General features: G+C 49.4%; 20 protein-coding genes. 12 read left to right on the top strand and 8 right to left on the bottom strand.

Annotation, left to right across the window (positions count from 1 at the left end):
• Nucleotides 1-28 precede the first annotated feature (28 nt).
• The 6 genes from ACN0YH_RS17545 (at nt 29) to ACN0YH_RS17570 (ending at nt 5,906) form a co-directional block, all read left to right on the top strand.
• Nucleotides 29-235, top strand: coding sequence for a DNA gyrase inhibitor YacG (locus ACN0YH_RS17545; RefSeq protein WP_417380883.1), 207 nt, complete (start codon nt 29-31; stop codon nt 233-235).
• Nucleotides 222-1,310 carry a DMT family transporter gene (locus ACN0YH_RS17550; RefSeq protein WP_417380884.1) on the top strand — a complete coding sequence of 363 codons (1,089 nt, stop codon included), beginning with the start codon at nt 222-224 and terminating at the stop codon, nt 1,308-1,310. The genes ACN0YH_RS17545 and ACN0YH_RS17550 overlap by 14 nt, the downstream gene beginning before the upstream one ends.
• Nucleotides 1,300-1,932 carry a gamma carbonic anhydrase family protein gene (locus tag ACN0YH_RS17555; RefSeq protein WP_417380885.1) on the top strand — a complete coding sequence of 211 codons (633 nt, stop codon included), beginning with the start codon at nt 1,300-1,302 and terminating at the stop codon, nt 1,930-1,932. The genes ACN0YH_RS17550 and ACN0YH_RS17555 overlap by 11 nt, the downstream gene beginning before the upstream one ends.
• 143 nt (nt 1,933-2,075) lie before the next feature.
• Nucleotides 2,076-3,407, top strand: coding sequence for a Gfo/Idh/MocA family protein (locus ACN0YH_RS17560; protein WP_417380886.1), 1,332 nt, complete (start codon nt 2,076-2,078; stop codon nt 3,405-3,407).
• 353 nt (nt 3,408-3,760) lie between these two features.
• Complete coding sequence (locus tag ACN0YH_RS17565; protein ID WP_417380887.1) at nt 3,761-4,489, top strand: hypothetical protein; 729 nt, start codon at nt 3,761-3,763, stop codon at nt 4,487-4,489.
• Nucleotides 4,490-4,556: 67 nt separating this feature from the next.
• Nucleotides 4,557-5,906, top strand: coding sequence for a PQQ-binding-like beta-propeller repeat protein (locus ACN0YH_RS17570; protein ID WP_417380888.1), 1,350 nt, complete (start codon nt 4,557-4,559; stop codon nt 5,904-5,906).
• 17 nt (nt 5,907-5,923) lie between these two features.
• Here ACN0YH_RS17570 and ACN0YH_RS17575 read toward each other — a convergent pair whose 3' ends face one another.
• On the bottom strand, nt 5,924-6,352 hold the full coding sequence (locus ACN0YH_RS17575; protein WP_417380889.1) for a secondary thiamine-phosphate synthase enzyme YjbQ: 429 nt from the start codon (nt 6,350-6,352) through the stop codon (nt 5,924-5,926).
• Nucleotides 6,353-6,366: 14 nt separating this feature from the next.
• On the bottom strand, nt 6,367-7,515 hold the full coding sequence (gene aroC, locus ACN0YH_RS17580) for a chorismate synthase (protein WP_417380890.1): 1,149 nt from the start codon (nt 7,513-7,515) through the stop codon (nt 6,367-6,369).
• Between the two features lie 228 nt (nt 7,516-7,743).
• On the opposite strand from aroC, the gene ACN0YH_RS17585 reads away from it, so the two are divergent.
• Entirely contained in the window at nt 7,744-8,496 is a 753-nt protein-coding gene (locus ACN0YH_RS17585) for a DUF1614 domain-containing protein (RefSeq protein ID WP_417380891.1), read from the top strand.
• On the opposite strand, the gene ACN0YH_RS17590 is transcribed toward ACN0YH_RS17585, so the two are convergent.
• Nucleotides 8,486-9,124, bottom strand: a complete 639-nt coding sequence (locus ACN0YH_RS17590; protein WP_417380892.1) for a TlpA disulfide reductase family protein — start codon at nt 9,122-9,124, stop codon at nt 8,486-8,488. The genes ACN0YH_RS17585 and ACN0YH_RS17590 overlap by 11 nt on opposite strands.
• A 218-nt stretch (nt 9,125-9,342) precedes the next feature.
• On the opposite strand from ACN0YH_RS17590, the gene ACN0YH_RS17595 reads away from it, so the two are divergent.
• The 5 genes from ACN0YH_RS17595 to ACN0YH_RS17615 all read left to right on the top strand — a co-directional run bounded on the left by ACN0YH_RS17595 (nt 9,343) and on the right by ACN0YH_RS17615 (nt 14,357).
• Nucleotides 9,343-10,146: a sulfite exporter TauE/SafE family protein gene (locus ACN0YH_RS17595; protein WP_417380893.1), complete on the top strand. Its 804-nt coding sequence runs from the start codon at nt 9,343-9,345 to the stop codon at nt 10,144-10,146.
• A gap of 61 nt (nt 10,147-10,207) precedes the next feature.
• Nucleotides 10,208-11,170: a M28 family peptidase gene (locus tag ACN0YH_RS17600; protein WP_417380894.1), complete on the top strand. Its 963-nt coding sequence runs from the start codon at nt 10,208-10,210 to the stop codon at nt 11,168-11,170.
• A gap of 69 nt (nt 11,171-11,239) precedes the next feature.
• Nucleotides 11,240-12,595, top strand: coding sequence for a cytochrome ubiquinol oxidase subunit I (locus ACN0YH_RS17605; protein ID WP_417380895.1), 1,356 nt, complete (start codon nt 11,240-11,242; stop codon nt 12,593-12,595).
• A gap of 1 nt (nt 12,596) precedes the next feature.
• On the top strand, nt 12,597-13,637 hold the full coding sequence (gene cydB, locus ACN0YH_RS17610) for a cytochrome d ubiquinol oxidase subunit II (protein ID WP_417380896.1): 1,041 nt from the start codon (nt 12,597-12,599) through the stop codon (nt 13,635-13,637).
• A 201-nt stretch (nt 13,638-13,838) separates the two neighbouring features.
• A complete protein-coding gene (locus tag ACN0YH_RS17615) occupies nt 13,839-14,357 on the top strand; it encodes a hypothetical protein (protein WP_417380897.1) in 519 nt (172 codons plus the stop codon).
• Between the two features lie 21 nt (nt 14,358-14,378).
• Here ACN0YH_RS17615 and ACN0YH_RS17620 read toward each other — a convergent pair whose 3' ends face one another.
• The 5 genes from ACN0YH_RS17620 to ACN0YH_RS17640 all read right to left on the bottom strand — a co-directional run bounded on the left by ACN0YH_RS17620 (nt 14,379) and on the right by ACN0YH_RS17640 (nt 20,480).
• Complete coding sequence (locus ACN0YH_RS17620; RefSeq protein WP_417380898.1) at nt 14,379-15,542, bottom strand: sulfotransferase family protein; 1,164 nt, start codon at nt 15,540-15,542, stop codon at nt 14,379-14,381.
• Nucleotides 15,543-16,001: 459 nt separating this feature from the next.
• Nucleotides 16,002-17,540 carry a xylulokinase gene (gene xylB, locus ACN0YH_RS17625; RefSeq protein WP_417380899.1) on the bottom strand — a complete coding sequence of 513 codons (1,539 nt, stop codon included), beginning with the start codon at nt 17,538-17,540 and terminating at the stop codon, nt 16,002-16,004.
• A gap of 76 nt (nt 17,541-17,616) precedes the next feature.
• On the bottom strand, nt 17,617-18,381 hold the full coding sequence (locus tag ACN0YH_RS17630; protein WP_417380900.1) for a 3-keto-disaccharide hydrolase: 765 nt from the start codon (nt 18,379-18,381) through the stop codon (nt 17,617-17,619).
• A gap of 80 nt (nt 18,382-18,461) precedes the next feature.
• Nucleotides 18,462-19,229 carry a glucose 1-dehydrogenase gene (locus tag ACN0YH_RS17635; protein ID WP_417380901.1) on the bottom strand — a complete coding sequence of 256 codons (768 nt, stop codon included), beginning with the start codon at nt 19,227-19,229 and terminating at the stop codon, nt 18,462-18,464.
• A 255-nt stretch (nt 19,230-19,484) separates the two neighbouring features.
• The gene (locus ACN0YH_RS17640; protein WP_417380902.1) at nt 19,485-20,480 is read right to left on the bottom strand and encodes a threonine ammonia-lyase; all 996 of its coding nucleotides are present in this window, start codon (nt 20,478-20,480) and stop codon (nt 19,485-19,487) included.
• Nucleotides 20,481-20,727 lie beyond the last annotated feature (247 nt).

Raw genomic sequence — 20,727 nt, forward strand, 5'->3', positions numbered from 1 at the left:
TCGCTCCCCCCTTTTGTCTGAGGATCCGATGATCCAACCACAAACATGCCCCATATGCCGAAAGGTCGTCACCTCCCAGGCGAGTGATGACCAATCACCGTTTCCATTCTGCAGCCAAAAATGTCGTGATGTTGACTTCTTCCGCTGGTCAGAGGGCCGCTATGCGATTGTAGAAGAACTCGACCCGCGTATCATCGAGTTGCAGCAACTGGAGCAAGAAGGTGAAGACGATTAAAGAGACTGCATCGGATGCGCCTGCTTTGCCTGAAAACTCCGAAAGCGAATACACTGGCGGGCTCTCCCCAACAGTAAAGGGCACGTTGTATGGCCTGCTGTCTGCGATAGCTTATACCGCCGCCAATATCGCTTTGCGCGAAGCGGCTGTGGACAACAATGCTGACTGGGCGATCTGGATCTCTGCTTTAAAATCGGTGCCCGCAACCATCGTTGGCTGGGCCCTGGTTGCCTATCGGGGATCACAGGGACTTCCTGCACTACCACCGCGACGACTGGTCCTGCCATTAATTCTGACCGGACTGGTCATGCAGTTCGGTGGAAATGTCATGTTTCAATGGTCACTTAGCCTGGGGGGGCTGGCTTTTACCGTGCCCCTCTGCTTCGCCACGCTACTGACAACAGGTGCCCTGCTGGGGCGAATCTTCCTGGAAGAAGCAATCACGCCGCGCATGTTTACTTCCATGCTGATTCTAACGGCCGCGATAGTGATCCTTAGCCTGGGGGCCCACCAGGCAGAGGAATCCGTTTTTGAAAAGATGGAACATCATTCCAGCGCCATGGCGACTGTGGCACTCACTATTTTTGTCGCAGGCTTTGCTGGCTGTTCTTATGGGGCAGGAGGTGCAGTGATTCGCGGTTCGGTTCGAGGGGAAACGTCCATCTCCGCTACCCTGGTGTTGATCAGCACCACAGGACTGATCTGCCTGACTGGTGTCGCCGTTTATCGACTGGGAATCTCAATTTTCTGGATCACAACTCCCTGGCAGTACCTGGTGATGCTGGTGGGAGGCATCATGAATGCCATTGCGTTTTTCGCCATTGGTGCCTCCATGAAATATCTGACGGTGACCCGGGTCAACCTGTTAAATGCATCCCAAACGGCAATGGCGGCTTTCGCTGGCGTTCTCTGTTTCGGTGAAGAATTAACCGTCTGGCTGTTAAGTGGAACCGCTTTGACAATCGGTGGTTTGTTTTTGATGGAAAAGAAACGCCCCACTATTCCGAACAGCAGTCTGAGCCAGGCTGCCGACTTACCAGCCCCACAAGAAAAGAGTCCTTCTGATGAATTGTGAATCTTCTTCACCTGACTGGCCACAAATGCCATCCGAGATTCCCGCTCCTCCCGAATTACCTTATCCAGAAGTGGACTGTGACTGGCAGGCACTCCATGCTTCACCAATTATCGATCCTACAGCCTGGGTGACATCAGACGCAATTGTCACCGGAAGAGTTCGCCTCAAAGCTCGTAGTACGGTCTGGCATCAGTGTGTGTTGCGCGGTGACCTGGAATATATTGAGGTGGGAGAAGAGACCAACGTACAGGACGGATCAATCCTGCATACTGATTATCAGCATCCCTGTATTCTCGGTGATCGCGTGACCCTGGGACACGCTGCCATCGTGCATGGTTCTATCGTGGAAGATGATGCGATGATTGCCATCGGCGCGACTGTACTCAGCCGTTGTGTGATCGGAAAGGGAGCATTAATCGCCGCAGGCGCCTTGGTAAGGGAAGGGATTCACGTTCCCCCGGGTACACTCTGGGCAGGCTGTCCAGCCCGTCAGATTAAAGTTCTCACCGAACAGCAGCAGGAACGCCTCAAAGCTACCTGGCAACACTACGTCAATCTGGGAGCAGCCAGTCTGCAGCGCTTTGGACGAGATCACATTGATGCACTGATGACTGAGATTTAACTGAAACCCAATCTGTTCACAGGTTCAATCCCTCTTGCGAAAACCTCTTGTCAGTTCTACTTTTTGCCTCGAAAACAGTGGGTTGGGTATGGTATCCTAAGGAATCAGTTTTTCAACGAAACTAATTAATTCAGGATTATCAAATGAATACCAACCAACCTCAGACTTCTCCCTCCACTACGCGGCGTGAATTTATTAAAAACGGCACAGCAGCTGTGGCCGCTGCTTCTACATTCACAAGTGCCGCATTCGCTGGTTCCTCTCAGATGACTGCTCTGCAAACCAGTCTGTTTGCCGGAGGCAGTGATGTGATCCGCGTGGGGCTGGTTGGTTGTGGGGGACGTGGAACCGGGGCTGCTGCCCAGGCGCTGGCGGCTGACCCGAATGCCAAACTGGTCGCCATGGGTGATACTTTTTATGACCATCTGGACAAGAGCTTTCAGAATCTGAAGAAGAACCCCGTCGCCGAGCAGGTTCAGGTAGACGCCGATCACAAATTTGTCGGCTTCGATTCTTATCAGAAAGTGATTGACTGTGTCGACGTCGTACTGTTGACAACGCCCCCCCACTTCCGTCCCATGCAATTGCGCGCAGCGATTGAAGCGGGTAAACATGTATTCGCTGAAAAGCCAGTTGCCGTAGATGCGCCCGGCGTACGATCCGTTCTGGAAACCTGCAAGCTGGCAAAACAAAAGAACCTTTCGATCGTTTCCGGACTCTGCTGGCGTTATCACCAGGGAATGCGGGAAACCTTCAAGCAAATCCACGACGGCGCAGTCGGCGACGTGATGGCCATTCAATGCAGTTACAATACCCGTGGATTATGGATGTTTGAGCGGCAACCCGAATGGAGCGATATGGAATGGCAGATGCGAAACTGGCTCTATTTCACTTGGCTTTCTGGAGATTTCAACACAGAGCAACATGTCCACAGCCTGGATAAAATGGCCTGGACGATGAAAGATCAGACCCCGCTGGCCTGTAGTGGTACTGGTGGTCGGCAGACAAGAACCGGGAAAGAGTATGGCAATATCTTCGATCACTTTGCGATCGTTTATGAATACCCGAATGGCGTCAAAGGTTTCAGCCGTTGTCGACAGCAGGATGGATGCGCCGTCGATGTCTCTGATCATGTATTTGGTACTAAAGGCCGTGTCGATGTCTTTAAACATCGGATTTATAACCCCCAAGGCGAAAAGACCTGGCAGTTCCGGGACAAAAGTAAAAACATGTATCAAGTTGAACATGATGAATTCTTCGCAAGCATTCGCTCAGGCGAACCGCTGAATAATGGTGACTACATGACGAAGAGCACCATGCTGGCAATTATGGGACGCATGGCAGCTTATACCGGAAAATCAATCACCTGGGATGAAGCTATGAATTCCAAAGAAGACCTGACCCCAGCCAGTTACGAGTGGGGCCCTAAACCGGTTCCTCCCGTCGCTATGCCCGGTATCACTGCGTTCAAATAACAGAAGTTTGAGCGAGAGTGCCATCAATGGATTTCAAAACGTCTGCAGTTTTCCTGCAGACGTTTTTTTTTCGGTCAGATTGTCGCAATATCACATTTTAATGTTCGTAGAAATTCTTAGAGATTATTGAGTTTTTCGAAACATTTTCTCGTCACCCGGGTTTGATTTTTGTAGCTTAAATGTGATCGAGGTACACAGCCATCTTCACTATCTCACCAATTCTTAAGAACCGGTGTGGAATCAGTAGAGAACGGACCTTGAAATCTCATTTCAATTTAACATACAGCCAGTGCTGTAAACCCACTGGTTTAAGACACTTAACATTTCTAAATCACATTTCTGGAGACCTTCAAATGCGTATGTCACGTCTATTTTCAGTTGGTGCTGCTTTACTCGCAATCAGCGCCACCACACTTGTATCGGCACAGCCTCCAAAAGAGGGAGACCGTCCCGAACGAGGCGATCGTCCGGAAGGGCGTGAACGCGGTGATCGTGACCGTGGTCCCCGGGAAGGTGGTCCCCGTGATGGCCGAGGAGGTCCTGGTGGACGTCCTAATTTCATGTTGATGTTACCGATCTTCATTACTCTGGACGTTAACAAGGACGGCGAACTCTCCAAAGAAGAAATCGACAATGCTACTGTTGCACTCCAGAAACTGGACAAAGACAAAAACGGGAAACTGACCGAAGATGAACTGCGCCCTGATTTTGGTGGCTTCGGCCGTCGTGATGGAGATCGTCGTGGCCCAGGAGGACCTGGAGGCTTTGGACCTGGAGGTTTTGGACGTGGAGAAGGAAACCGTGGTAGTCGAGGCGGTGACTTTGTCGAACGAATGATGGGTAACGATAAAAATAAAGACGGCAAACTCACCAAAGAAGAACTGCCTGAGAGAATGCAGTCCATGTTCGATCGGATCGATACCAATAAAGACAAGGAAATTGATAAAGCCGAACTGACTAAAATGTCAGAACAGTTTAACTCCCGTAACAGATCAGGTGGTAGAGATCGTGGCGACCGAGGCAACCGCGGTGGTCGTGATTCAGACGGGGATCGCCCCAAGCGTCCTGAATCGGACAACTAAACTGTGTCTTAAAAACCTGCTGTCATCCGTTTGGTTCGTTAAAGTATCCAGTTTCAGGAAGCATGCCATGCAGCCCAAAATTGCTGTCTTCGCTTTGTTGATGTTTATTTCCTCAAGCGTTCAGGCAGACTGGATGCGATTTCGGGGACCAAACGGATCAGGGGTTTCTGATGAAAAACAGGCGACGCCTGACAAATGGAGTCCTCAGCAGAACCTCAAATGGAAAGTGGCTCTGCCAGGTCATGGCTCATCCAGTCCGATCATTGTAGGTAACAAAGTTTTTGTCACCTGCTGGTCGGGCTATGGGATGACTCGCAACAACCCCGGAGATCAAAAAGACCTGCGCAGACACTTAGTCTGCCTGGATCGAAAATCAGGAAAAACCCTCTGGGATAAAACGGTGAAGCCGGTGCTTCCGGAAGACGTGTATACCGGTATGTTTGCCGAGCACGGTTATGCGTCACATACCCCGACTTCTGACGGGAAACACGTCTATGCTTATTTCGGAAAATCGGGAGCGGTTGCTTACGATCTGGATGGCAATCAGCTGTGGCAGACTATCGTCGGCGATGAACTCGACCCCCGCAGATGGGGCTCTTCATCCAGCCCGATTCTCTACAAAGATCTGCTGATCGTTACCGCGACTGCGGAAAGTGAAGCCCTGGTCGGTCTCGATAAAAAGACCGGCAAAGAAGTCTGGAGACAGGAATCCACAGGCTTTAACGCGACCTGGGGCACTCCCGTTCTGGTCAAGGGGAGTGAAGGGGAGACAGATCTGGTTCTGGGTGTTCCTTATGAGATCTGGGGCATGAATCCAGAGAACGGAAAATTACGCTGGTATTGTGAAGCCATGGATACAGACACCTATTGTTCCAGCGTGATCGCAGAGAACGGTGTTGTCTACGGAATTGAAGGTCGGGGCGGCGGATCAATCGCTGTCAAAGCAGGAGGTAAAGGTGACGTCACCAAAACAAATATCCTCTGGACCGGACGCGATGCCAACCGAATTGAAACACCGGTGATGTACCAGGGACGAATTTATTTCTTCTCGCGCGGCATCGTCAACTGCATCGACGCCAAAACCGGAGAACGGATCTTCCGTGGTCGGCTGGACTCAGGAGATTCAGTCGCCACGGATGACCGAGACGCGGCAGCAGGCGGCAACCGCTTCGGTGGACGATCTGGTGGAGGAGGCTTTCGTGGCAGTGACTATTCTTCACCAGTCATTGCTGATGGCAAAATCTATTTTATATCCCGCTCCGGCGAAACTTATGTCATCAAAGCCAGCGATCAACTGGAACAGATCTCTGTGAACCGCCTGACGAACGATAATGAAGACTTCAGCGCTTCCCCCGCGATCAGCGAGGGAGACCTCTTTATCCGCTCAGATAAACATCTTTACTGTGTGGGTAATTAAAATCGTCAGAGTAGAAGTTACTCAGACTGTTCACCCTGGATCGTGACGACCAGTCGACGACTGCCGCCATGATCGCGGTGCTCACACAGATAAATTCCCTGCCAGGTTCCCAGGCACAGACGCCCTTCACTGATCGGGATCGTCAAAGAATTTCCAAGCAGAGAAGCTTTGACATGAGCGGGCATATCATCGGGCCCCTCACAGGTATGCACATATGGAAATGATTCCGGCGCAATCTTATTAAACGACATTTCCAGATCCACGGGGACATCAGGATCCGCATTTTCATTGATTGAAAGTGAAGCGGAAGTATGCATGATAAAGACATGCATTAAGCCGACCTTGATCGCCGAGAGTTCGGGAATTTCACTGAGAACTTCGCGTGTGACAATATGAAACCCACGTCGAAACGCAGGCAGACGAATCTGCTTTTGTATCCAGGCCATGTTGGATTTCTCTCTTAAACGTTACGAGTGCAATCCGGAGCTGCCGCACATTGAGCCCGCCAGCGTAACCAGTGGTCGGCCAGAGTAATGGCAATCATTGCTTCAGCTATCGGGACGAAGCGCGGTAACAGACAGGGATCATGTCTCCCCTTTGTGCGAATCGTTGTCGCTTCCCCCTGGCTCGTAACCGTCGGTTGTTCGATCAGTAAACTACTGGTTGGTTTGACGGCGGCACGAAAGACAAGAGGTTGACCTGTGGAGATCCCGCCCAGGCTGCCTCCATGACGATTCGTGTCCGTTGCAATCACAGGAGATTCACTATTGTTACTCTCTTCAGCAACAAAGTGGTCATTATTCTCACTGCCACGCATGGTAGCACATCCGAATCCGGATCCATATTCAACGCCCAGAACCGCAGGGATACTAAACAGAGCTTTGGCAATATCCGCTTTCAGTTTGTCAAAAACCGGTTCCCCCAGACCAGCGGGGACATTGATGGCAGCAATTTCGGCAACGCCTCCGATGGAATCACCGTCTTTTCTGACGGTATCAATGAAGTCGAACATCTGACGTGCCAGATCATGATCCGGACAGCGGACCGGGTTCAAACTGCCATCTGAAAATGTTTCAACCTGTGCTGCCGTGATAGATGTCGGATCGGAGATCTTGGCCTTGAGATGCCCGACCTGAGTCACATAACCGATGATACGTCCGCCGAATGATGCGTCCAGAATTTTCTTGGCGACAACACCTGCAGCCACGCGGACATTCGTTTCACGTGCGCTGGAACGTCCACCACCACGGTAATCGCGGAAGCCGTATTTCGCATCGTAGGTGTAGTCCGCATGTCCGGGGCGATACTTGTCTTTGATATCGCTATAATCTTTACTACGCTGGTCTTCATTGCGAATAAGAATTGCCAGACTGGTCCCCGTCGTGATTCCCTCAAACACACCTGAGAGGATTTCAGGATGGTCTGCTTCTTTGCGCTGCGTGACAATCTTGCTTTGTCCCGGTTTGCGGCGATTGAGATCAACCAGCATATCTTCCACGCTGATCGGAATTCCTGGTGGAACGCCATCAATTATCACGACATTGCCCGGACCATGGCTTTCGCCAGCTGTTGTGATCCGAAATGCTTGTCCAAAACTGTTTCCTGCCATACCTTGATTGTAGCGGGACTTCGTGGAATTTCATCCTTCCCGGCTGTCTCCACAGTATGAAATCAGCGAGAAGGTAGGAATTGTTCCGAATATTCCCGCTTCAAACCTGCGGGAATCGGGGTGGCCCGCTAAAATACCCGGGTAAAACAGTGGTCTCGAATCCAGCTCCTGTCTATATGTATCGAATCAGCAGACCACCAATTGACCAGAAAAGAAAGATGATTGAGCGTGTCGACACAGCCACCCCAGCAATTTCAGACGCCTCCCGTTTCAGGTTGCATGATTCTGAGCCTGATGATTTTTTTGGGCTGCATGCTGCCACTGATCTTCGTCGATCTGGCAGAGACGGCCTTGCGAAATCTGCATCTCAGTCCGCAGGCTGCCATTCTGGTACTGTTTGGAATGATCTTTGGCTCTTTGATCAACTTCCCCATCGCAAGGTTCCCGCTCGATCGGGAAGTGAATGTCCCTGTCTTTGAATCCCTGGCTGGAATGCAGCTGATGCCGAAAATGCAGCGTTTGCGACAGGAAGCCATTATCGCTGTCAATCTGGGTGGTTGCGTGATTCCCGTTTTACTGGCTATCTGGCTCTCTCGATTCATTATCGGGGGGGGCATTACTCCCATCCTGGTGACTATTGTGGGAATCTGCCTGAATACCGTGATCTGTTACCGCACTTCACGGCTGGTTCCGGGAATGGGAATTGCGATGCCCCTCTTAATACCGCCGCTGGTTTCTGTGATCGCAACCATCCTGGGATTTGGGATTATCGGACCACTGACCGGCAATGCGGACATGAATTATCAGGCTTTGTATGCTCCCATTGCTTTTGTGATCGGTATCTCAGGTCCACTGATTGGAGCCGACCTGTTTCACTGGAATGACTTCAAAAAACTGAATTCGCCTTCAATCAGCATAGGCGGAGCGGGAACCTGGGATGGAATTGTCCTCTCGGGCATGATCGCTGCACTCATTGTTTGAGTGCGTCTGTTTTCAACATGCTCTCTACGAAAGGGATCACATCACGTTGATAAGTGTATCCTTCCTTTCCATACTCGCGACGTTCATTGTCAAAACGTTTCGCAAGTTTACCCTGCCGGTCATAAACGTAGGTAGCAGGCATTGAGGCCAGATCCAGTGTGGGAAACAATTCCTCCGCAGGCACATTACTGATGATATTCCTCATATAGGCCTTTTGTTCCGTGAGAAACTTTTCAACAGGCTTTCGATAATATTCGGGAGGATAATTCTTGCCTCCAAAATAATCACAATTGAAGGACACACAAAGCACCTCTGTCGGGTACTCCTTCTGCAAAGTAACCAGATCCGGAAACTCACGCAGGCAGGGAGGACAGGAGGTTGACCAGAGATCAACGACCACAATTTTCCCCTGATTGTCGGCAACGACCTCTTCTACATATCGCCAGTCAGCGATTTTCAGCGCAGGTTTCTGAACAGAACTCTCACTCGGAGCGTCTGATCTTTTTTGATCCAGCGACTCAGAGTGACAACCCGTATGCAGAAATAAAAGTGTCACACCACTTAGCGCAAGCAGGATTCGCTTTTTTTGAAAAAAGATTGTGAATGTTTGTCGTAAATTGAACTGCATTCTCTTGGTACTCTGCCATAGAAAGCTTTACACTTTAAACTATCGTAACTATCGCAAAGTTTACTATGCTGTCCTGGAAACGGATAGATTAGCACAACAGTCGAGAAATGATAGCGGGAGAAATCCTTAATCCCGCGGCCGAATTCAATTCCCCCAAAAGCAGGGGAACATTCAGAACATCCACATCAATATCAATTCCTGATGGAAAGAAGAACAAGTTGGTCTGGTGGCATTATCTATTACTGGCAGGTGTCGGCTGTATTGCTGGTATTCTGAATGTTCTGGCAGGCGGAGGTTCACTTATCCTGATGCCCATCATGGTGTTTCTGGATATCCCAGGTGCTGTCACCAATGGGACAGTTCGTATCGCTATTTTAGGCCAGAACCTGACTGCGATCGCTGGTTTTAAACAAAAGGGATTCTCCGATTACCGCCTCAGCCTGACATTGGCTCTGTGTGCGCTGCCTGGCACTGTGATTGGCGCATTTTTAGGCACCAAACTCAGCAATGCCTGGTTTAATCGTGTTCTGGCTGTTGTCATGCTGGGAGTTCTGGTGACAATGATTCTTGGTAATCGTAAAAAGAAAAAGCCGAACCAGAAAGTCGAAGCCCCCTCCGCCGGTTCGGCAAACGTTGAGGAGCTTTCCACGAACACCGCTTCTGAACCACCTGTGCCAGTTACCGCATATCTGCTGATGGTTCTGGCAGGATTTTATGGCGGATTCATTCAGGCAGGTGTCGGCTTTATTCTGATTGCCATTATTCATAATGTAATGAATATCGATTTATTAAGGACGAACATGCATAAGGTATTTATCGTTGCTGTCTATACGGTGGCGGCGATTGGTATCTTCGCATGGCAAGGTCAAATCTGGTGGGGTACCGGCCTGGTCCTGATGATGGGAATGTCGGTAGGGGGATGGATCGGATCAAACCTGGCAGTCAAAAAAGGGGATGCCTTCATCCGCACAGTTTTATATATTGCTCTTGTCTGCATGTCGATCAAGCTACTATTCATGTAACAGGAATCGTTTATTTGTAGATGATCCTCTTTTACAGATCATAAAAACATAACGAATGACCATGAAACGGGTACCCATGTTGTGGCGACTGAAACAAACTGTGGTTTATCTCTCCCTGCTACTCCTGGCAGGAGCGGTTTCTCTGACCGACGGCATTGCAGATGACCCAGAAACCAGGACAACATTTGACGCAAAACGCTCTTATGAATATCTCACCAGAATTTGTCGCCTCAAATCCCGCATTAGTGGTTCTCCCGGCATGGCGGCTCAGCAGAAAATCATTCTGGACCATTTCAAGGAACTGAAAGCAAAAGTCCAGTTCCAGTCCTTTGATGCACCGCACCCCATTACCGGTAATCCGGTGCGGATGAACAACATGATTGTCAGCTGGAATCCGGAAGCCAAAAAACGCATCCTGCTGGCCTGCCACTATGACACCAGGCCATTTCCCGACCGCGACCGAAATCAACCACAGGGCTTATTCATCGGGGCCAACGATGGCGGAAGCGGTGTCGCCTTCCTCATGGAACTGGGAAATGTGATGCGGGAACTCAAAGTCAGCCATGGCTACGGAGTCGATTTCGTCTTCTTTGATGGTGAAGAGCTTGTCTACCGTCAGAATGATCCGTATTTTCTGGGATCGAAATATTTTGCCAAACAGTACAAGAATCAACCGCGTGAATTCGAATATGTTTACGGGGTTCTGCTGGATATGATCGCCGACAGAAACCTGGGAATCTACATGGAAAAAAACAGCTTGAAGTATGCTCCCCAGTTAACGCGCAGCATCTGGGAAGCAGCCAGAAAAACCGGGGTGCGGGAGTTTATTCCTCAGGCCAAGTTTGAAATTCGGGATGACCATCTCCCCCTGAATGAAATCGCCGGGATCCCAACATGCGATATAATCGATTTTGATTACCCGGCCTGGCATACGACGCGCGACATTCCACGCTACTGTTCAGGAACCAGTCTGAAAAAAGTAGGAACCGTGCTCATCTACTGGCTGCAGAATCTGCCTGAATGATCGAACTATTCCCATGTGTGCATTGCCTGATTCAACTTTAAACACCCGCTTCAGAATGGAATCCGATGCATGATTGATTCACTACTGCTACATCGCGTACAGTTTGCTTTTACGGTCTCATTCCACTATCTGTTTCCCCAGTTAACAATGGGCCTGGCTCTCTTAATTTTCATCCTCAAATGTATGGGATTAAGAGGACATACCTGGGCCGACGTTGCAGCCAGGTTCTGGTTAAAAATTTTTGGTCTCACGTTTCTCATGGGAGTCGTCACAGGCATTCCACTTGAGTTTCAATTTGGGACCAACTGGGCGCAACTTGTAAAAAAGACTGGTTCGATCCTGGGGCAAACCCTGGCGATGGAAGGAATCTTTGCTTTTTTCCTCGAATCAACTTTTCTTTATCTCCTCATTTTTGGAGAAAAGAAAATGGGGAAACGTATGCATTGCCTGGTTTCCTTTCTGTTGCTGGCAGGCACATGGCTCAGTGGCTACTTCATCATTTGCACGAACGCATTCCTGCAATATCCGGTAGGTTATCGAATCGGAGAGGATGGCGTGTACCAGCTGACCAGTATCTGGGCTTTACTCAGCAATCCCTGGGCGCTCAAGCAATATCTGCATACCATGACAGGAGCCGTCATTACCGGTAGTTTCACGATGGCATCGATTGCCGCCTTTCATCTTCTGAAACAGCAGCATCAGGAAGTATCCCGTCGGTATTTGACGGTTGCGGTGCTGGTCGGATTTCCCGCCAGCATGATCGCTGCCATGCCGACCGGTGACTGGGAAGCCAAACAGGTTCAGCAGCATCAGCCTGTCAAATTTGCAGCGATGGAAGGTCACTTTCATACGGAGGATGGTGCCGGCCTGATCATCCTTGGACAGCCCAATCTCCAGGAAATGAAAATCGATAACCCGATCATCATTCCCAAAGCACTCTCGTTTCTAACCCACGCCAGCTGGAATGCAGAGGTAAAAGGGTTAACCGAATACGATCGTGACCTCTGGCCTGACAACATTGAACTGTTGTATTTTTCCTATCACATCATGGCGGGACTGGGTACGCTGTTTATCGCATTAATGGGAATCAGTCTGCTGCTTGTCTGGAAAAGAAAACTACACACCAATCGCTTCATTCTCTGGCTGTTGATGCTTTCTCTGCCATTCCCGTTTATTGCAAATACTGCAGGCTGGTTTACAACTGAAATCGGACGTCAGCCCTGGTTAATCTATGGTCTGATGAAGACTGCTGATGGCGCATCGAATAATATTTCGCAGGGAAATGTCATGTTTACCCTCCTCGGGTTTATGGGACTTTATCTGTTACTGTCGGTTCTTTATTTCTTTCTGGCAATACGAATCATTGGCCAGGGGCCCGAGCTCATTAATCAATCAGAAACAGTGACCGAAAGAGGAGCAGTTTAGTATGGAAACAGTCTGGTTGATCCTGCTGGTTTTGATGATTGCGACATATATCGTCCTGGATGGATTTGACCTGGGAGTGGGTGTTCTGCATTTGTTGATCGCCCGCGATCGCTCGGAGCAGAAACAGATCATCCAGTCGATCGCCCCAGTCTGGGACGGAAATGAAGTCTGGCTGATTGCCGCGGGTGGCACGATGATGATGGCGTTTCCCGGCTTTCTCAGCGCCATGTTCAGCGGATTTTATCTGCCACTGACCATGGTTGTCTGGCTGTTGATCTTCAGGGCGATCAGTATTGAACTACCACACTATCTCTCCGATTCTCTCTGGATTCATTTTTGGAATCTGATGCTGTTTGTTGCCAGCGGATTACTGATCGTCATTTTAGGGGCCGCCATGGCAAATATTTATCGAGGTGTCCCCTTGGATACGAATGGTTCTTTCTTTGAACCCCTATGGACGAATTTTCGTATTGGTCCGCAAACGGGAATTCTGGACTGGTACACAATCCTGAGTGGTGTAACCTCCGCAACATTTCTCCTGCATCACGGTGCGCTCTGGCTTACAGCGAAAACGGACGGAAGAGTTCAGCAACACGCGCGCGAGGCAGCTGTCTGGCTCTGGCTTGGATCTTTTGGCCTGACCTTGATCGTTTTCCTGGCCAGCTGGTATGTACAACCCCTCGCCCGGACAAGTTTTTCGGAGACTCCCTGGAAAATGATTCTGCCAGTGACGGCGGTTTTGGCTCTACTCGCCTCGGGATATCTACGCTGGAAAAATAAAAACATGCTGGCATTTTTGAGTTCAGGACTGTTCATTTACCTCATCATTTTCACTGGAACTGCCGCAATCTATCCCAATCTTCTGCCCGGATTAAACCCCGATTTTCATCTCACAATCTATAATACCTCACCTGGACCGGAAAAACTGACCACCACTTTGTACTGGTGGATTCCCGGTATTCTGCTGGTAGGCATTTATTTCACCATCCTGTTCCGATCCCTGCCTCCCGTGATTTCAGCCAACTCAGATGAAGAGCATTAGTACCGGCGATAGTTGAGTGTTGAGAAAAAACACCATTCCCGTCCATTCATTTCAGTATTCCCTGAAATGAGGGATTTCTGAAAATGGAAAGAAACCGCTCTGTTCCTGCCTCTTATTCCGTCTGCAAAATAAATTCCATCAGACACGTTTCATCTGAAACTGAATTTGTTAGACTGAAAACGAGAGGACTGGAAGATTGAAATGTTAACATTTCAGCAGACTAAGGGACTCCCCCCACCATCACTCAAGGACGCAGTAATAGTGACAGATACGATCCCAGGCATAATCGTTGGTACACTTCTTGTGCTATTCGGAGCAGGACTGATTCAATTGCATCGTACGTCCTGGTTCCATCGTCAGCATGATGATGAGCTCAGCGATGATGATCACCGGTTTTACTCAAAACAATATCGGCGACGGATGCAAACCTCGAGCCTGCTGATTGTGATCGGGTTTCTGATTGTGATCGGTGATTCGCCTTATATGCCTTGGAAAACTTATCCCGGGCTATTCGCAGCGTACTGGGGAGGGATCCTGCTGATCGCACTCTGGGTGATTCTCTGTGCGATTGGGGACATGAGTGCCTCCCGCATTCGATCAACACACCTGATTTCACGAGTTCACGATCAACAGCGACTGCTGGAAAAACAGCTTTTGGAACTGCGTAAGAACCATCAGAAGTCAGCGGACGAGGATTCCAAGCCCGAACAAGAGAATTGATACTCTCTATGAGCGGGTAGCTCAGGAAGCCACACGTGCTTTCTGCACCAGGGCTTCCGAAGGAAGTCTTTCATATCCGAACATCTCGAACGCTTTCTGCCAGCGTTCGTAGATTTTCTTCTCCTGGGCGGCATCCATTTCGTATTTGTTTTTCTTGTAGGATTTCTGATCCTTCAAATACGGCTTCATATTCTGTTCGAGCCCTTCAAAGCCCGAGAGATTCAGACGCTCATAAACTTTTCTGAGCTCACCTACCGGGTCTTCTTCCAGATCTTCAAACCGGACTTCATGCAACTGGCCTTCGGGTACAATTTGTCGATCACGTTCATAAACATTCAAGTGATTCACATAAATATTCGACATGTCCTCTTCCAGTTTCTCCATGTCCAATGGAGCAAAACCGTTATCCCCAAACATGGTTTTCCGCAGATGCAGTGTCGAATTATATACTTTGTAGGGATCCCGATAGATATAAATAAACCGCGCATCGGGGAACATTTCCAGAAGGAATGGAATCCGAAAAGTATGTGTGGGTGACTTCAGCAGCACGTGTTTTTTGGCACCCGCTTTGTATGTCAGCTTCTTCATGAAATACAAAAATGTTTTTTTCCAGATCGAAGTTTCCCGGGGAGTCAGTTGATCCAGTTCATAGTAACGGTCATAGACTTCCGGCTGATCGCTGAAGGTTGTGGCCAGGTAAGGGGACATCAAATGCAGCAGCATGATAGACGTTTCATCTTCCTGAGGCAGATCCCAGGTCACTGGCATATTATCCATGGGCCGCTGCTTTGGCAGCAGATGTTTGACAACGTGCTTAAGAACCCGCTCCGTCAGAAGGAAGTGCGAGGGAAACAGCATAGCTCCCATATTTGGATAAATGAACTGATCGTCTTTGGACATCAGATTATGCAGCAATGTTGTCCCGCTGCGCCAATGGCCAATAATAAAGACGGGAGGCTCCAACTGCGTCTGATTGACTTTGCGACTGAAGATCAAATTCTCCAGGATGCCAAAGAAAGAATTGGATACACTCAAGATGCCGGATGAAATCAACCGTCCCAGTCCAGACCACCGGATTGTTGGACGGAGCCTCATCAGTTTGACAAAATTTGTGAATCCGACACCAGACCAGACACAAAAAGGGCCTTGAGTTGATCCACTCTTCTTTTCCTGGGGTTTAGTCATCTGGGGAGACTGTCCTGCTTTTTATCAACACACTACATAGCCCGGCTGGCAAACGAATGCCCGTTTTCAGCATGGTTGATCAATTCAACACTGCTGGAAGGTCAAGATTATACTCGATTTGTATGAGATTGTCTTCGGGCAGGCAGAGTAGAATAGCGGCTATGGGTTTATTTTTCTACCACAATATCCAAATTTGAAATGATCTGAATCAGCGGACACATACTGAATTTATTTCGGCATCCCGTGTTTCAGACTTCGATCAACTCTTTCCGGTTCAACAGGATTACTCAATACAATGAGCCTGACACCGCAAAATGCATGCATTCTTACCCCGTTTAAATTAACTGTTTACCCCCAGTTACACAATTGACATCAGAAAAATTGTTTCACTCCCGGTCGACTCTCAATTATAATAGTGGAATATTGTATCCATGACTCAATTTTGGCCCCGGAGGGAATTTAACGCTCATCCAGCAGGCCACATATCTGCTGAAAATCAGGCTTTAAAGAAGAGTAAAGCTTTTGATACAAGGGAAAAGACCGATTGTAGACTTTTTTGTCTTTTGAATTGACGCTGGTACTTTCCACAACCCGAATCGTTGCAGAACAGGCTTCTACGACATCTTTGTAGGCACCGGTCCCTGCAGCAGCAAGTAACGCAACTCCGTATGCTGGGCCCTCTTCGGCGTTGATGGTCACGACTTTTTGTCCGTAGATATCAGCCTGAACCTGACGCCAGAACGGACTCCGGGCTCCACCGCCAGAAAGACGGATCTCTTTGACAGGAATATTCAGCTCCTTAATAATTTCCAGGGAATCGCGCATGGCATAAGTGGCACCTTCGATCACCGCACGACTCAGGTGAGATCGGCCGTGCCTTAAACTCAGACCAATCCAGGCTGCCCGGGCATAGGGGTCTGCATGCGGTGTTCGTTCTCCCGTTAGATAGGGCAAAAAGAACAATCCTTCGCTGCCCGCCGGCGCCTCGGCTGCCTGGGCGGTAATCAGCTGATAGGGATCTACTTTCTGCTTTCTGGCTGCAGCGACCTGCTGCTCACACAGTTGATTGCGATACCACTGCAGGCTCCCACCCGCGGACAGGACCACTCCCATTACATGCCATTTATCGCGAACGGCATGGCAGAAGGTATGTACGCGGCCCTCGGGGTCAATCTGAACTTCATCACTGTGGGCAAACACCACACCACTGGTCCCCATGGTGGCAGAAATCACTCCTTTTTTCACAATCCCGTTTCCAATTGCCCCCGCAGCCTGATCGCCGCCTCCCCCGACAACAGCCACCCCGGCAGACAGTCCCAGCAGACGTGCCGACTCCGCAGTCAAATGCCCGCTGACATCCTCTGACTCATAAACTTCCGGCAAAAGTGATTCGTCCAGCTCCAGTTTACTCAACAGGGGACGGCTCCATTTTCGCTGCTTGACATTCAGCAATAATGTCCCAGAGGCATCGCTGACTTCCGTGGCGAATTCACCGGTCAGGCGAAAACGAATGTAATCTTTAGGTAAGAGGACCTGAACCGTTTTGTCAAAATTCTTTGGTTCATGATTTCGCAGCCAGAGAATCTTGGGAGCCGTGAAACCGGTCAAAGCCGGATTGGCAACCAGGCCTATCAGCTTTTTTCGTCCGCCGGCCCGTTGTTCGATCTCGGCACACTCCGCGGCTGTCCGCTGATCGTTCCAGAGTAGAGCGGGACGAATGACTTCGTGTTTTTTATTGAGAAACACACTACCATGCATCTGCCCGCTCAATCCAATGCCTTTGACATCGGCTGGTTTGATTTTTCCTGTTTTCAAGACCTTACGAATACTTTTGATCGTGGCCTGCCACCAGTCTTCCGGATCCTGTTCCGACCAGCCGGGCTGCGGGCTATACAGGGGATACTCAATGGTCGCAGAAGATAGAATAGTACCATCTTCCTGCATCGCCAGTGTTTTTGTTCCACTGGTCCCAACATCAACGCCTAGAAAAACTGCCATGCCTCAGGTCCTTCTCTCAAAGTCAGTTACTCAATTGCAGCAAACAGAAACCAGACACGAATTCAGATCCTGAAACTTATTCAGGGCAGACACAACCAATTGGCTGGATTTCAGAGAGTTCACGTACCCAGATGTTTCGAAACTGAGTATCGTTTCTGTGAAACTGGAGTTGAATCGGCAGCTTTTCTTCATGAGCCGTATAGAAAGGGGGCTGATGATAATAGGTCGCTCCCTGCAATTCGGTATGGTTCTGTACGACCACACCATTCTGAATTACTGTTACAAATGCGGACTTTACCAGCTGTCCATATACGTTAAAGCGAGGTGCAGTGAAAATAATGTCATAAGCCTGCCATTCACCCGGCTTACGGCAGGCATTCACCAGGGGTGGATACTGTTTGTAGATCGAACCGGCCTGTCCGTCGAAGTACGTTTTATTTTCGTAAGAGTCCAGAATCTGAACTTCATACTTGCCCATCAGAAAGACACCACTATTGCCGCGTCCCTGACCTTTCCCTTCCACCTTCTCAGGAGTCGCCCATTCGATATGCAACTGGCAGTCCCCGAATGACTGTTTGGTTTCGATATTTTTATTAGTGGTAATCGCATACCCGTCTTTGATTTTCCACTGATCGCCGTCTTTCCACTTGTCGAGATTTTTTCCGTCAAACAGAACGATCGCATCGGAAGGGGGTTGATGGGGAGGTGTCTGTACGACTTCGGGCTCTTTCCAGATCAGACCATTTTTGTATTCTTCCACCAGATTTCCATAGGTGTGATAAGCGGTTCCCAGAAAAACAGTGATTACCAGAATCCGAAACGCTTTATGTAAACCTGTCATAACGTTCTCCCGTTTTATATTTATGTTTGAATAAATTGTCGAATTAAGAAAGTTGATTCTGCAACTGTCAGGCTGAAGCCTCAGTAATCGAGGCTGGCGCCCCCTTCGGCTTCGATGGCCTGCCCTGTCAGAAAACTGGAATCTTCAGTGGCAAGAAACAACGCCAGTTTTCCCATCTCTTCGATCGTTCCCATGCGTTTGAAGACCTGCAGATCGGCAACCGTTTTCAAAGCATTCTCAGCGTCAGGTAAAGTTGCCGCCCAGTCACGCATGAGGGGAGTATCGATATTACTTGGCAGGATCGCATTCACGCGCACTCCGGCTTCTCCCAGTTCGATCGCGAGGGACTTGGTAAAACTGACCTGCGCTCCTTTGGTTGAACAATAAGCAGTCGAATGATGCTGTCCCAGAACAGCAGTCATCGACGACATATTAATGATCGTCCCTTTGGTCTTACGCAGATGCGGCAGGGCATATTTCGCACCGGCAAACGTGCTCAGGAAGTTGACTCTCATCAACTGTTCCATTTCCTCAATGCTGGTCTCTTCCAGAGACATTGCAGGGGGATGTACGCCGGCATTATTAATGATGCAATCCAGTCTGCCGAACTGTTCCACAACCAGATCAACTGCCGATCGAATCTGCTCATGCTCACCGACATCGCATTGCACGAAGATTGCTTTGCCGGGGCCGGTTTCATTGAGTTCACGTGCCAGATCCTGTCCGGCCTGTATCCCTCGTGCAAGGATTGCCACATGGCCCCCCTCAGCACAGAACACGCGAGAGCAGCCTTCACCGATGCCTTTACTGCCGCCGGTGACAATCACCACACGATCTTGAAATCTCATAGTTCCCTCAACGGATTTATCTTGCAGGATCAAGCTCGGAACAGATAACTGAAACGTTCCAGTTCGACATTTACGGTAACAATTACCGGGAGGGAATTCCAATCCAACGCAGTTTTGTATTGAGAGTGCGTGACTAAATAAATGAGCTTTATTTTTTCTGTATGCTGATTATAACGATTCTAGACTGTGTCCTGTTTTACTATAGCGTCTCCACGCAAATTTTACCGGGTGTATTAGATTGGGAGACGCTAAGGTTTATTGCATTTTGCTCTGGATAGATGACTGCTGTGAACCGATGCGCAATATTTCGGGTAACTCGGCAAGATTTAAATTACCGCCACTCAGTACAGCAACCACTTTCTTACCTGCAAAGCGAGTCGGATATTTCAAAACCGCAGCCAGCGCCGCCGCCCCCGCTCCTTCTGCCAGATTATGCGTCTGTTTTAAAATGTGGTAAGCGGCAATTCGCATGTCATCTTCGCTGACTAATAGAAAGTCATCTAATACTGACTGCATAATTCCCTGCGTCAATTCAGCGCCCGCGCGTGTCGCAACTCCTTCTGCCCAGGTCGATGCGGTCGGCGTGGTCTGCATCATCCCCGCTTTCCAGGAAAGTTGATTCGCGGGTGCATTTTCAGCCTGCACGCCGATCACCTCGGTTTGAGGGCGGATAGACCGGGCTACTATTCCTGTTCCACAAACACCGCTCCCCATCCCCACGGGGACCAGTATCACATCCGGATTGGGAAGCGTATCGAATATTTCGATCCCCTGTGTTCCCACGCCGGCAATCAGCTTCGGTTCATTGGCAGAATGGACATAGCGCCGCTTGCCATCAACCAGATGCTCTTCGAGGTACTGCTTGGCTTCATTGAAATCTTCACCCGCTTCAATGATCTCTGCCCCCAGCATACGAATCGCTTCGACTTTGTCCGGATTATTATGCCGGGGAACCACGATCGTACACTTCACTCCATACTTCCGCGCCGCGAATGCCAGTGACTGCCCATGGTTGCCTGTTGAGCATCCCATGATGCCAGCCTGCCGTTCTTCCTCTGGAAGTGTACTCACCAGATTGATGCCGCCACGCACTTTGAACGCACCTACAGGCTGGTGATTCTCATGTTTCAGGAAAAGCTGGGCTCCGGTCAGTCGGCTCAATCCGGGCCATTCAATCAGCGGGGTCGGGGGTAAAATACTGTGAACACGGGGCAGGGCATCCTGGATCTCTTGATAAGTCGGGGCTTGCATTCTGATTACCTGAAACTGGAGTTTGAAAGAAGAACGTTTCACAAATACTGTGACACATTCCCGCCTTTGAAGTTCGTCAGACAGACCGACAATGTCAAGTTACCAATGCCTTATTTTCGATTTCGAGCCGAATCGGAAGTTCTTGCATCTGCTCTATACACCTGCTAAGATTTTAGCAGTAATGAGCCTGCCTGCTGAACTTTGGGAGTTCAGCTACCGTTAACACCAAGCGTTACGGACCGGTATC

It is taken from the genome of Gimesia sp. (assembly GCF_048262075.1).
Classification (GTDB): domain Bacteria; phylum Planctomycetota; class Planctomycetia; order Planctomycetales; family Planctomycetaceae; genus Gimesia.

What these genes read in the sequence shown, in the direction of transcription:
- ACN0YH_RS17545 (WP_417380883.1), top strand. Translation starts at nt 29, where the DNA reads ATGATCCAACCACAAACATGCCCCATATGCCGAAAGGTCGTCACCTCC.
- ACN0YH_RS17555 (WP_417380885.1), top strand. Translation starts at nt 1,300, where the DNA reads ATGAATTGTGAATCTTCTTCACCTGACTGGCCACAAATGCCATCCGAG.
- ACN0YH_RS17560 (WP_417380886.1), top strand. Translation starts at nt 2,076, where the DNA reads ATGAATACCAACCAACCTCAGACTTCTCCCTCCACTACGCGGCGTGAA.
- ACN0YH_RS17565 (WP_417380887.1), top strand. Translation starts at nt 3,761, where the DNA reads ATGCGTATGTCACGTCTATTTTCAGTTGGTGCTGCTTTACTCGCAATC.
- ACN0YH_RS17570 (WP_417380888.1), top strand. Translation starts at nt 4,557, where the DNA reads ATGCAGCCCAAAATTGCTGTCTTCGCTTTGTTGATGTTTATTTCCTCA.
- ACN0YH_RS17575 (WP_417380889.1), bottom strand. Translation starts at nt 6,352, where the DNA reads ATGGCCTGGATACAAAAGCAGATTCGTCTGCCTGCGTTTCGACGTGGG.
- aroC (WP_417380890.1), bottom strand. Translation starts at nt 7,515, where the DNA reads ATGGCAGGAAACAGTTTTGGACAAGCATTTCGGATCACAACAGCTGGC.
- ACN0YH_RS17590 (WP_417380892.1), bottom strand. Translation starts at nt 9,124, where the DNA reads ATGCAGTTCAATTTACGACAAACATTCACAATCTTTTTTCAAAAAAAG.
- ACN0YH_RS17600 (WP_417380894.1), top strand. Translation starts at nt 10,208, where the DNA reads ATGAAACGGGTACCCATGTTGTGGCGACTGAAACAAACTGTGGTTTAT.
- ACN0YH_RS17605 (WP_417380895.1), top strand. Translation starts at nt 11,240, where the DNA reads ATGATTGATTCACTACTGCTACATCGCGTACAGTTTGCTTTTACGGTC.
- cydB (WP_417380896.1), top strand. Translation starts at nt 12,597, where the DNA reads ATGGAAACAGTCTGGTTGATCCTGCTGGTTTTGATGATTGCGACATAT.
- ACN0YH_RS17615 (WP_417380897.1), top strand. Translation starts at nt 13,839, where the DNA reads ATGTTAACATTTCAGCAGACTAAGGGACTCCCCCCACCATCACTCAAG.
- ACN0YH_RS17620 (WP_417380898.1), bottom strand. Translation starts at nt 15,542, where the DNA reads ATGACTAAACCCCAGGAAAAGAAGAGTGGATCAACTCAAGGCCCTTTT.
- xylB (WP_417380899.1), bottom strand. Translation starts at nt 17,540, where the DNA reads ATGGCAGTTTTTCTAGGCGTTGATGTTGGGACCAGTGGAACAAAAACA.
- ACN0YH_RS17630 (WP_417380900.1), bottom strand. Translation starts at nt 18,381, where the DNA reads ATGACAGGTTTACATAAAGCGTTTCGGATTCTGGTAATCACTGTTTTT.
- ACN0YH_RS17635 (WP_417380901.1), bottom strand. Translation starts at nt 19,229, where the DNA reads ATGAGATTTCAAGATCGTGTGGTGATTGTCACCGGCGGCAGTAAAGGC.
- ACN0YH_RS17640 (WP_417380902.1), bottom strand. Translation starts at nt 20,480, where the DNA reads ATGCAAGCCCCGACTTATCAAGAGATCCAGGATGCCCTGCCCCGTGTT.